At 40.3% G+C, this 10,944-nt stretch carries 13 protein-coding genes and 1 pseudogene; 5 read left to right on the top strand and 9 right to left on the bottom strand.

Annotated elements, in window-relative coordinates; translation table 11 throughout:
* Positions 1–20 precede the first annotated feature (20 nt).
* The 8 genes from JK188_RS13995 to JK188_RS13960 all read right to left on the bottom strand — a co-directional run bounded on the left by JK188_RS13995 (position 21) and on the right by JK188_RS13960 (position 5,236).
* Complete coding sequence (locus JK188_RS13995) at positions 21–2,432, bottom strand: replication endonuclease (RefSeq protein ID WP_211887650.1); 2,412 nt, start codon at positions 2,430–2,432, stop codon at positions 21–23.
* Positions 2,425–2,745 carry a DUF5405 family protein gene (locus tag JK188_RS13990; protein WP_154634186.1) on the bottom strand — a complete coding sequence of 107 codons (321 nt, stop codon included), beginning with the start codon at positions 2,743–2,745 and terminating at the stop codon, positions 2,425–2,427. Before JK188_RS13990 ends, JK188_RS13995 begins: the two co-directional genes overlap by 8 nt.
* Positions 2,745–3,545, bottom strand: a complete 801-nt coding sequence (locus JK188_RS13985) for a DNA adenine methylase (protein ID WP_154634187.1) — start codon at positions 3,543–3,545, stop codon at positions 2,745–2,747. Before JK188_RS13985 ends, JK188_RS13990 begins: the two co-directional genes overlap by 1 nt.
* Position 3,546: 1 nt before the next feature.
* Positions 3,547–3,834: a DUF3850 domain-containing protein gene (locus tag JK188_RS13980; protein ID WP_154634188.1), complete on the bottom strand. Its 288-nt coding sequence runs from the start codon at positions 3,832–3,834 to the stop codon at positions 3,547–3,549.
* A 1-nt stretch (position 3,835) separates the two neighbouring features.
* Positions 3,836–4,057, bottom strand: coding sequence for a TraR/DksA family transcriptional regulator (locus JK188_RS13975; RefSeq protein ID WP_154634189.1), 222 nt, complete (start codon positions 4,055–4,057; stop codon positions 3,836–3,838).
* Positions 4,050–4,271: a DUF2732 family protein gene (locus JK188_RS13970; RefSeq protein WP_230085050.1), complete on the bottom strand. Its 222-nt coding sequence runs from the start codon at positions 4,269–4,271 to the stop codon at positions 4,050–4,052. Before JK188_RS13970 ends, JK188_RS13975 begins: the two co-directional genes overlap by 8 nt.
* A 71-nt stretch (positions 4,272–4,342) precedes the next feature.
* Positions 4,343–4,777: a DUF5347 family protein gene (locus JK188_RS13965; protein WP_154634191.1), complete on the bottom strand. Its 435-nt coding sequence runs from the start codon at positions 4,775–4,777 to the stop codon at positions 4,343–4,345.
* Between the two features lie 186 nt (positions 4,778–4,963).
* Entirely contained in the window at positions 4,964–5,236 is a 273-nt protein-coding gene (locus JK188_RS13960; protein WP_154634192.1) for a Cox family DNA-binding protein, read from the bottom strand.
* A 130-nt stretch (positions 5,237–5,366) separates the two neighbouring features.
* Between JK188_RS13960 and JK188_RS13955 the strand changes: the two genes are divergently transcribed.
* Positions 5,367–5,660 (top strand): helix-turn-helix transcriptional regulator, encoded by a 294-nt coding sequence (locus JK188_RS13955; protein ID WP_154634193.1) that lies wholly within the window; start codon positions 5,367–5,369, stop codon positions 5,658–5,660.
* A gap of 66 nt (positions 5,661–5,726) precedes the next feature.
* Complete coding sequence (locus JK188_RS13950) at positions 5,727–6,704, top strand: phage integrase (protein WP_154634194.1); 978 nt, start codon at positions 5,727–5,729, stop codon at positions 6,702–6,704.
* 284 nt (positions 6,705–6,988) lie between these two features.
* Here the strand turns inward: JK188_RS13950 and JK188_RS13945 are convergent, their stop codons facing one another.
* Positions 6,989–7,549, bottom strand: a complete 561-nt coding sequence (locus JK188_RS13945; protein WP_211887648.1) for a Spy/CpxP family protein refolding chaperone — start codon at positions 7,547–7,549, stop codon at positions 6,989–6,991.
* A 151-nt stretch (positions 7,550–7,700) separates the two neighbouring features.
* Here JK188_RS13945 and cpxR point away from each other — a divergent pair, with 151 nt between their 5' ends.
* The 3 genes and pseudogenes from cpxR to JK188_RS13930 all read left to right on the top strand — a co-directional run.
* Positions 7,701–8,399: an envelope stress response regulator transcription factor CpxR gene (gene cpxR, locus JK188_RS13940; protein ID WP_006660535.1), complete on the top strand. Its 699-nt coding sequence runs from the start codon at positions 7,701–7,703 to the stop codon at positions 8,397–8,399.
* Positions 8,396–9,766 (top strand): envelope stress sensor histidine kinase CpxA, encoded by a 1,371-nt coding sequence (cpxA, locus tag JK188_RS13935; RefSeq protein WP_036950809.1) that lies wholly within the window; start codon positions 8,396–8,398, stop codon positions 9,764–9,766. Before cpxR ends, cpxA begins: the two co-directional genes overlap by 4 nt.
* An 819-nt stretch (positions 9,767–10,585) precedes the next feature.
* Positions 10,586–10,944 (top strand): annotated as a pseudogene (locus JK188_RS13930) (asparagine synthetase B family protein); the annotation flags it as partial.

Raw genomic sequence — 10,944 nt, 5'->3', positions numbered from 1 at the left:
GCTATATTTATTAATAATGTTTATCTTTTCATTTTATTAATTTTATCTAATATAGATATGTATCGTTGTTTATATCTTTTCATAGTCGCTTTTTTTTGTTCTTTTAGCTCTCGACTTTGCTGCTCTTTTCCATCTTCCGTTAATTCTAATCTCAGTCGTTCACCGTCAAGTTTCATGTAATAGAAACCTTCACTAACCCCCATACCTTTAGTGAACATGTTTTCAACCTGTGGAATATTGAATTCAAAACCGACTTCTTTGGCAAAAGTGACTATTTCCGACTGAATTTTTTTATCACTTTCACTTAATTCTATTTTTGAAACCTGTCTTTGCTGCTTACCTAGCGATATTTCGCTTCCTGCTGCGTTCTCGGCGTCTGTTTCTATAAAGGCAAAACCGTATTCTCTTATGTTTGATACATCGCCAGAGCCATGCTCTGGCTCGTAAAATTGCACATCTGAAAGGTTTGATGTGATCTGCGATCTACAGTTATTGACAGGACTCCAAGTCGCTCCGCTGTCGCTCTTTAAAAGATTAAGGTCAAGGTCAACGGCGCTTTTCTTGACGATTTGATACTTTCTTTCGCGCGTTTTAATGACTGGCGCACCGGATTTTAATTGGTTGTAGATACCAACGACTTTCTGAACCTCTTCCCCGTAAACGTTCACGTCATTAGTCTCACGAGCTACGCGGATCGTTTCCAGTTTGCGAGGAATACACGGACCACCTTGAGACATGACATACTCAAAAAAGTCACCCTCATCAGCCGCCGCGCGAACACGCTCCGCAATATCGCCGAGGCTGTCAGCAATGGAAACGCCGCGCAATCGACGACACTCGCGATACGCACCTTTGGATGGTAGTTTGTAGAATTTGAATTGAGGAATGCGCCACGTTGAAGCCCACGCGGTTACCGCCGCTGCCATGCTTTTTAAGTCTTTGCCGGTTTCATGGTCAATCTCACCGTCTAGGGCGTAGCCATCAATATTTTTAGCAATATACTTAGCGATATACCCGACTGCACCACCACGGTTCATATGCTTGCATTCGAAACGAAATTTCTGTGCGCCGGCTTCGTTTCCATCTTCTTTCAAAGCCCGTTTACGCATAATATCAATCGCTTCTGCGCGTTTTGCTTTATCAACAAATAGCAACATGTGCCAATGTGGCGTACCGTCATGATGTGGCTCGACAACACGGACACCGTAAATATTGATATTTTTATCATTGAAAGCCGAGCGAATACGCGACCAAATTTTAACTAAATAGCGCTGCCCATCTTTTGGCGTAAAAGCTTCATCTTTCCACTTGTGATTGAGCACCGCGTAGAAATCATCTTTACCGGTTTCCTTGTTTTTTTCTTTGCGCTGCTTTGTCGGATGGTATTTGGACGGGCAAGTTAATGTAATAAACATGCCGATATCGCAACGCTCTTTCGCTACGCGTTCAATACCTGCCATTTGCGCCATGAGTTCCATCCTGCGTATTTCAGGGTTAGAAATACTCGCCATGACTTTCTCAAACAGATCAAATCGTTCACCCGTTTCAACGTCTTGAATATCCATACCTTGCAGATATTGCATATTAGATAAACGCTGAGCTTGCACCTCACGAATAGCTTGCTTACTGGCATAAGGCTGGCGATTTACACACACGTCCATATTGGCAATCATGATTGCCTCAATCCATTGGGTACGATGGGCTTTTAGCTTGCGATGCCAAAAGTCTGCATCAACTAAGCGTTGTACAGCTGCAATTACTTGGCGTGTGGTTAAGTTTTGCTTTCCCTTCCTGCGCTTTCTATTTTTCAAAACTTTCAAATAGCTTTGATAGTGAAGCGGACTAACATGTAAACCGTTGGAAAGCTCAGCTAAACGCCCATAAATCAGCGTTTGCGATGCATCTTCATAGATAACCTCACGATCACCGCCATTTTCCTCAGTCAACTTATCGCAATAGATTTCATAGAGACTGAAAAAACCACTGGAAATATGCTCCGCCAATTTTTTAATTGGCTTGTCATACAGATCAAACAGGCGATTAAACTGGCTAATTTCTGGTGTAAAACGAGTGGATAGCGTCAATAGCGCTTTTGCATCTAACTCATAGCGTGAATTAACAGCCGTAATGCGCGGGTATATTTTTTTGTAGAAGTCAGAACGTAAATACTCATACGCTTTATACTGTCCTGACTCTTTAATTAAGTTCTCATAGTGCTTTTGAATGCGGTATCGCAAAATACGCGGTAAAGTTTCCACTTCACATAAAATCGCTTGCGCATGAAGTAATTGTTCATGCGATAGAGATTTCCCCAAAGCATCTATATCAGCTTTGTAATAATTATTTTCTTTGGGCTTATTCCACGAATACGGAAAATCCATATCAGCGGAATAAGTAAATCCCTGTTGCGTGAAATCCAATACCTTAGACATTAAGCGCCCCGCCTAATGTTTCCGGTCTTAATAAATTAATGGCAGTTTCACAACGACGAGAAATAACATCAACAGTCTGGCGGTAAACATCTAGTGTCTTGATGCCTTTCCCCTTTACTCTCATTACATGATATGAGGTCAGCTCAATCGCAATAAACCACGGATCAGAGCTACAACAAACTAACTCATAACAACGAGTTTTATTATTGATTTGCAGTAAGCGCCACTGAACATTTTTAGAATCTTCAACATGGCGTTGAATCGCAAAGCGAGTTCCGCTGATATACACGCCGTCTTTAGGGTCAAGTATCATTACTTCACCCCTGCCAAAACAGCAATAATTTCAGTTGCCGATTTACGATTCCCGCTCGCTGAAATTTTGCGCGGCGCTTCTATTTCATGGACAGTAAAACCGAGATCAAGATACAGCTCTTTTGCCGCAAGAGAATTAGAAACTGTTACTGGATTACCTTGAATGTCATTAATATCTTTTAATGCATTGGCTAATGCTTCTTGGTCCGCATCAGAAAAACCAGCGGTATGATAACGAGTGAAACAATCGCCCATGTACGGTGGATCACAATAAATACCATCACCATCATCAACCAATGACAGCGTATCTTGCCATTCAAGACAAACGATATTTGCATCTCGAGCCTTTTCTGAAAAGGCAATAATTTCATTTATTGGGTAGTAAGCTTTTTTATAATACCCATAGGGTACATTGAACTCCCCTCTTGAATTATAACGACATAATCCATTGAAGCAGTGACGATTTAAATATAAAAACCGAAATGGATGATTAAAACCATCTTTATTCAAAGTATTAAATAAAATACGTTGCGCTTTATAGTTAAATTCAGTATTTAAACTAGACCATTCAATTTCTTTTTTAAAGAAATACTCAGTATCGTCTTGTATCATTAAATACAAGTTGATTAAATTTTCGTTAACATCCGCAATTAAATACTGCTCATAGTTAGTATTCATCATCACAGCGCAAGAGCCGGCGAATGGCTCAACTAGCCGTTTAGTTTTAGGCAAATGCGGGCGTAGCTGTTCCATCACGCTAACTTTAGAGCCAGCCCACTTGAGGATAGTTTTATTCGCCATGCTACACCCTTTTCTCAACCACTTGAAAAGACAGCATGACAAACTCAGGTAAATGAGCCAGCTCAGCGTAAACACCATTAACCTTTGTCACATCTGTAATAACACACGTTATTTCACGACCTGTATATTCAATATCGAGCGAATAACCATGCTTCAATTTAATTTCTTGCAAAATTAAAATATCGGTACATAAAAAATTCCTGTCATTAAATTGAAATTCAGCACTCTTTTCTTTTCTGATTACCTTTTCAAAATATTCCGATCTGATTTTTAATAAATGCTTAGCCATCTCATACACTCCGATAATGTTTGCTTTTAAGCTCAAAAATCGCTTGGCAATCAACGCAACGAGTACAGCCCATTGAAGCTATGCGGCGCTGTTCTGGAATTGGTTTATCGCAGTCTTCGCACTCAAAAGCCGAAGCACTGACTGCACGATTTGTAACAGCTTTAATTTGCTGCTCACGCATCAACATTTCGTGCTCACTTGCGCGGTCAATCTCCTTAGACATGATTCAGCTCCGCAGCTTGATTTTCTAAATGCTCAGCGTCACCCATCAGCAAATGAAAAATTTCAACGTGGGTCATTTTTTCTTTTAACGCTTTGTAAGCTAAAGAACGCTGGCGAGCTGCAAAGCCGTCAACAAGCGTTTTTCGCTCATCTTCTCTGTTGGCTTTGATGCTTTCTGCTACTGGGGTAAACACTGGATCAGGGAATTTATTCATATTCATTACCTATATTCAGGTTGTAAAAAGTCCTGACAAATTAATGTCATTATTTTTATTGGTTAATTAAATTAGATTGGCATTGCTATTTGATTCGGAATTAATGCATTTAATGCCTTTATTTGATTTAGTGCTGTAATAAGCTGCTTTTGCTCATCAACATTTAAATCATCAAATTTCATTTCTTTTTTTTCACTTAATTTCGCAAGATGAAAAATCATATTTAATATTCTTTCGTCTTGCTTTCTTAAATAATCAATGAATCCTGACAACTGCTGATTATTAGGCTCTTCTTTACGACACTTTAATAATTCCGTTTTCATTTCCGCAGCTCTATTTAGTGCCGCAGTGCGTTCTTCTATTGTTCCCCCATCATTAAAGTATCTGTCATATGATTTTCTTTTTTTACCATGACCACTAGACAGGCTTGATTGAAAGCTAATAATTTTGGCTGTATCTACTTTTTCGCCGTGATTATGTTTTTCTTTCATTGCTGCTCTGCTCATAGTCAACCCCCGTAAAGGCTGTCGATGTAATTTGTTGCTTGAGACATCGAATCAAATAACCCTAACGAATTATCATCACGTTGAACATGAAAGCGGGTTACTGGATTCATTGCTTTAGCCGGCAGCATAACTATTTGAAAATTACGATACTTAAAGCTATGCGTTGAAACCTGTATGACTTCCATATTACAAACCCAACCACAAAAGCCATGCATCACGCTGTTCTGGTGATTTACTTGAATATGCTAAGTCCATTCCATTATTAAATGCACTGATACTTATCCAAATTTCCCCAGCTCTACTTTGTGGCTTTGTCGGATCTCTAAATTCGATTACTGGCAATTTTCCACTTTTAACCATCGACTCAACAGCACCTTTAGTTTTACCGATTAGATCCGCAAATCTTGCAAGCGGTACCGCGCTAACCGGATATTTCACATTGATTTGCTCTTTATTCATTTGCTACCCTCACTAGATCAAACCGTTTAAAACCGTTTATGTCTGGTTTTAAGTGGTTTCTTTTGCGCCCGAAACCATCCTAAATAGGAATGTTTCGGATAAATCTACATCCTATATAGGAAGGTGTCAAATGAAATTGAGCGAAAAAGTTAAAGCGATTCGAATCGCCGAAGGACTTAGTCAAACTCAATTATGTGAAATGATTGATTTATCTATAAGCACTCTTGGTAAATATGAAACCGGAGTATACGAACCTAGTGGATTGAATTTACTGAAAATGACTGAACATCCCAGATTTGAAAAGTATAGCCTTTGGCTAATGACAGGTAAGACAGCCCCTGAAGTTGGTCAAATTGCACCGGCTCTCGCACACAATGGGCAAGAGAAAGAAGCCTTACGCCTCTCAGAAAAGAAAACTGGTTAGACGTTCTATATCTATATTCTGATTACTGCTGGTCACAGTCAGTCAGCTACATCGGAGGGCTTACTTATGGCAATTAAGAAGCTCAATGATGGTCGATACGAAGTGGACATTCGCCCTAACGGAAGTAAAGGGGCTAGATTAAGAAGGATTTTTGCTCGCAAATCAGAGGCATTAACTTTTGAAAGATACGCAATAGTCAACGCCCAAGATTATGCTGAAAACACAACACTATCAGGACGATTGAAACTAGACGCCATTCTAGATAAATGGTGGTTATACCACGGTCAAACACTAGAGAATGGCGAAATTGAAAGAATGCAGTTGCGCAAAACAATCAAGCTATTGGGAAACCCCACACTGAATCAACTAGGCAAACAAACCCTACTTGAACACAGGGGGAATAGACTGATGAGTGGTATCAAAGCGACAACAATAAATCGGGATATGTATCGTTTATCAGGCATGTTTTCTGCGCTTGAAACCCTAGAATTACTTGATTATAAAAACCCACTAAATGGATTACCTCCATTAAAAGAGGAAACGCCTGAAATTATTTTTCTTAGTGAGGAACAAATTATTTCTTTGCTAAATGAGTTCACTGGTGATTACAAGCTTTTCTCTCTCCTTTGTTTAAGTACCGGAGCAAGATGGGGCGAAGGTGCAACATTACACAGTGAACAAGTTCAGAATGGAAGAGTCACATTTTTGAAAACAAAAAATGGCAAGAAGCGGATAATCCCAATATCTGACGAACTGTCTGAACAAATTAAGACTAAAGATTCAGGTCCGCTATTTGACATAAATTACGAGACGTTTAGGCTTGCATTACGAAATTTGTTCCCCGAACTCCCAAGGGGTCAAGCTACTCACGTTTTACGCCATACGTTTGCAAGCCACTTTGTCATGAATGGTGGGAACATTGTTGCTCTTAAAGAGATTCTTGGTCATGCAAGCATTAATCAGACAATGGTATATGCTCACTTAGCGCCAGATTACTTAGAGTTAGCAATAAAACTTAACCCGTTAAATGACATAAAAATTTAATTGTCTTGAGGTGGATGACCGTCCACATTCCGTCCACCTCTAAAGTCTTTCATGAACTTTTATGACCATTTAATAATTTATAACTTGTTGTTTTTAAATGTTTTGAATTATAAGTCATTGAAAAAAAAGCCCCTAAAAGGGGCTATAAAGACAGGGATGGTGTCTATGGCAAGGAAAAACTTCAGTTATTGCTACTTCACTACTTACTTCGAAACTCAACGATACAACTTAAAAACTCAACTACAGGCTTTAAAAAACTCAACTACACTCACTACTAGGAATCTCTACTGCATAACTTGATATTCAGCGAACTTATGCTGATTAATTTGCTCAAGCTGCGCCTTTTGCTCTGGCGTCAGTAACTGGTAAAGCTCGTGATGGATACGAGCCATCTCAACGCGTTCATCCAGTTCTTTTTGCAATTGTTTCTCAAGTTGCGCTCGGACAGCTTTATCATCAAAGCGATCCGCTATAATAAGTTTGTGTAATGACTCACGTTCTTGTATTGAGGCAACATTTTCACCATGACGGTGGCGCTGGGTAGCCATCAAGTCACGAAGCTGTTGGCGCTGTTTCTCACTCAACGTGATACCATTAAACATAAATTCACTGGCACGTTCGTCGCTATTTAATGATTCAGGAATCTGAAACTGAATAGCAATATGTGTAGTTTGTAGTGGCTGGTCCGGTTGCATTTGAAGCACTAATGATGGTTCATCATCAACACTACTTTCAGATGCTTCACCAAACGCAGCGACTGGCCCGAAAACAAATGCAGAAGCTAAAACGTATGCGGCTGTTTTATGTACTGAACTGTGTTTTGTTCTGTGTACTATTCTTTGCATTTAGATACCTTGTCTCCGAACGATGCTCGTGATTCAATGGAGTTAAATATACGCGGTCGGCTGCAAACTAGCGTCAGAGCATGTAAAAGAACGTAAAGTCATGGAATCGTGAAGATTGTTATCGTATTTTGGCAGTTGGAGGACTTAATTAATGCATAAAATCCTATTAGTTGATGACGACCGTGAACTCACGTCGCTTTTAAAAGAACTGCTGGAAATGGAAGGTTTCAATGTTGTCATCGCTTATGACGGTGAGCAAGCATTACAGCAAATCGATTCATCCATTGACCTATTATTACTCGACGTCATGATGCCGAAGAAAAACGGTATTGAGACATTAAAAGAGTTACGCCAAATTCACCAAACACCCGTCATTATGTTAACGGCGCGTGGCAGTGAATTAGATAAAGTGCTGGGCTTAGAGCTCGGTGCCGATGACTATTTACCAAAACCATTTAACGATAGGGAGTTAGTAGCGCGGATTCGTGCGTTACTGCGCCGCTCAAACTGGAGCGAGCAAACTCAAGGGGACAACAGCAACACCCCAACCTTACAAGTGGATAAATTACAGCTCAATCCGGGTCGTCAAGAAGCCAGCTTCGATAACGAAATCCTTGATTTAACCGGCACCGAGTTTACTTTGCTCTATCTATTAGCCCAGCATTTAGGGCAAGTGGTTTCAAGAGAGCATTTAAGCCAAGAAGTTTTGGGTAAGCGCCTCACGCCATTTGACCGTGCGATTGATATGCATATTTCAAACTTGCGCCGCAAACTTCCAGAACGCACCGATGGTCAACCTTGGTTTAAAACCTTGCGTGGACGCGGTTACTTGATGGTTTCTGCCACATGATCAACAGCTTAACAGCTCGAATATTTGCGATTTTCTGGTTTACCCTCGCACTAGTATTAATGCTAGTGCTGATGGTGCCTAAGCTCGACTCTCGGCAGCTCACCGTCCTGATGGAAAGTGAGCAACGCCAAGGGGAGATGCTTGAGCAACATATCGAAGCCGAACTCGCTCAAGCACCGATGAACGACCTACTTTGGTGGCGACGGATTTCCAACGCCATCAAAAAATGGGCGCCCCCAGGGCAACGGCTGATTATCGTGACCAGTGAAGGCCGCGTGATTGGTGCGATGCCGAGTGAAATGCAGGTGATCCGCAACTTTATTGGTCAATCCGATAATGCCGACCATCCGAAGAAGAAAAAGTACGGACGCGCAGAAATTCTAGGTCCATTTTCTATTCGAGACGGTGAAGATCATTACCAACTCTATTTAGTTCGCCCTGCAAGCAGCCCGCAGTCAGACTTTATTAACCTCTTGTTTGACAGACCATTTTTACTCTTGATTGCCACCATGTTAATCAGCGCACCGTTGCTATTGTGGCTATCATGGAGCTTGGCTCGCCCTGCCCGTAAATTAAAAATGGCGGCGGACGATGTGGCAAAAGGTAACTTACGCCCACACCCAGAGCTAGAATCGGGTCCCCAAGAATTCTTATCTACGGGTAACAGTTTTAACCAGATGATCAGTGCGTTAGATGGCATGGTTACCGCTCAACAGCGATTGATTTCTGACATATCTCACGAGTTGCGCACCCCACTCACACGATTACAGCTAGCGACGGCATTATTACGTCGCCGCCATGGTGAGAGTAAAGAACTGGAGCGCATCGAAACAGAAACTCACCGTTTAGATAGCATGATCAATGATTTGCTGGTGCTTTCTCGCAGTCAGCATAAAAATGAAATTCTTCGCGAACACATCAAAGCCGATGAGTTATGGGGAGATATTCTTGATGATGCAAGCTTCGAAGCGGAGCAGATGAACAAGACGCTGGATGTCACGTCGCACCCTGGTTCATGGCCGTTATATTGCAATCCATCCGCCATTGGCAGCGCGTTTGAAAACATAGTGCGTAACGCACTGCGCTACTCAAACACCCATATTGCGGTTGATTTCAAAGAAGAAAATAACGGTATTTTAATTACTGTCGACGATGATGGCCCAGGTGTTAGCCCTGCTGACCGCGAGCATATCTTCCGACCTTTCTATCGCACCGATGAAGCTCGCGACAGAGAAACAGGCGGTACAGGACTTGGCTTAGCAATTGTGGAAACAGCGATTTCCCAACATAAAGGCTGGGTAAAAGCTGACGACAGCCCGCTAGGTGGATTACGCCTACAGATTTGGCTGCCAGAACACGGGCGCTAATCTTGGATTATGAAGGTCTTTGGTGCTTATGTGCCAAAGACCTTTTTATATATCAGCCATATATTCCTATCTTATTTCGCCGAATATTCCCTACCAAACTCAACCTGCCTGATAATTAACTTATTCATATTCATAAACAGTGATGAAATTAGTGTCTCAAACATTTGGCGATATTTGCCTATACGGATTTACTACATATACTTGTAAGTAAAAAATAGCTCAGACAATTCTTATAAATATTATATTTCATTGATTATATCGTTATTCGAGTAATTACCTTTTTCTACGCCACATGGGCGTGATCTATTTATATATTAATAACATACATCAAGTTACAGCTGTGATTATAATTATTTTTTATACTATCTAGCCGCATGCATGCTTTTTCTTGACTATCAGGTTATCCGCTAAGTATAGATACCAACCAAACCAATATGCTATCCAATGTGGAATTAATAATTTTTGATAGAGATATATTCTAATAAGTCACTTGATGGTTTCAAAAAAGTGATCAGAAGATTACAGGCAAAGTAGTGATTTTTAGGCGTCTCACACCGATAGTCACTCTGATACTTTAGTGCTATTATTAAGGGCTTTTGATTGATTGTGCTTACGGCACGAGTCAACCGATAAGGGAAGACTATCACAAGCAGTGTTTATTAATTGATCAATCATGCAAAAAATGCAGTATTTTCAATTAATAAACACTAAATTTTGAAATTCAATGGCGCTCTGGGACCCGATAACCCAGTGCGGTAGCTATGGGTTTTTATACTAAAAATATATTGCGACCTTATTAAGATAACAAAGGCAAAAATAATGTGTGGATTTTTTATTTCAAATCATTCCTCAATAAATAAGCAGCATGAAAAAATTTTAGAAAGCACATTACGGTTTCGAGGCCCTGACGGCTCTTCTGGAATTATTAATAATGGAGATTGGCATGCATACCATGCTCGGCTCTCAATTATAGACCTAGAGTCAGGAGTTAACCAACCAGTTAAAGATCTTAATGGAGGATTCCTTGTATTTAATGGCGAAATATTAAACTACAAAGAATTAGGATATAAATATTTCGACCGAGAATTTAAAAGTGATACGTTGTTACTAAGCGAACTAATTGTAAATAAAAAATTATCTTTAAACGAATTAGATGGCTTTTTTGCATTTGTTTATAT

This window comes from Providencia sp. JGM181, assembly GCF_018257375.1.
Taxonomy (GTDB): domain Bacteria; phylum Pseudomonadota; class Gammaproteobacteria; order Enterobacterales; family Enterobacteriaceae; genus Providencia; species Providencia lanzhouensis.
Note: the sequence above shows the minus strand (reverse complement) of the source record. Positions and strands in the feature narration are given on the sequence as shown.

Excerpts from the sequence above, each read along its gene's own strand:
- JK188_RS13995 (WP_211887650.1), bottom strand. The coding sequence starts at position 2,432 with ATGTCTAAGGTATTGGATTTCACGCAACAGGGATTTACTTATTCCGCT.
- JK188_RS13990 (WP_154634186.1), bottom strand. The coding sequence starts at position 2,745 with ATGATACTTGACCCTAAAGACGGCGTGTATATCAGCGGAACTCGCTTT.
- JK188_RS13985 (WP_154634187.1), bottom strand. The coding sequence starts at position 3,545 with ATGGCGAATAAAACTATCCTCAAGTGGGCTGGCTCTAAAGTTAGCGTG.
- JK188_RS13980 (WP_154634188.1), bottom strand. The coding sequence starts at position 3,834 with ATGGCTAAGCATTTATTAAAAATCAGATCGGAATATTTTGAAAAGGTA.
- JK188_RS13975 (WP_154634189.1), bottom strand. The coding sequence starts at position 4,057 with ATGTCTAAGGAGATTGACCGCGCAAGTGAGCACGAAATGTTGATGCGT.
- JK188_RS13970 (WP_230085050.1), bottom strand. The coding sequence starts at position 4,271 with ATGAATAAATTCCCTGATCCAGTGTTTACCCCAGTAGCAGAAAGCATC.
- JK188_RS13965 (WP_154634191.1), bottom strand. The coding sequence starts at position 4,777 with ATGAGCAGAGCAGCAATGAAAGAAAAACATAATCACGGCGAAAAAGTA.
- JK188_RS13960 (WP_154634192.1), bottom strand. The coding sequence starts at position 5,236 with ATGAATAAAGAGCAAATCAATGTGAAATATCCGGTTAGCGCGGTACCG.
- JK188_RS13955 (WP_154634193.1), top strand. The coding sequence starts at position 5,367 with ATGAAATTGAGCGAAAAAGTTAAAGCGATTCGAATCGCCGAAGGACTT.
- JK188_RS13950 (WP_154634194.1), top strand. The coding sequence starts at position 5,727 with ATGGCAATTAAGAAGCTCAATGATGGTCGATACGAAGTGGACATTCGC.
- JK188_RS13945 (WP_211887648.1), bottom strand. The coding sequence starts at position 7,549 with ATGCAAAGAATAGTACACAGAACAAAACACAGTTCAGTACATAAAACA.
- cpxR (WP_006660535.1), top strand. The coding sequence starts at position 7,701 with ATGCATAAAATCCTATTAGTTGATGACGACCGTGAACTCACGTCGCTT.
- cpxA (WP_036950809.1), top strand. The coding sequence starts at position 8,396 with ATGATCAACAGCTTAACAGCTCGAATATTTGCGATTTTCTGGTTTACC.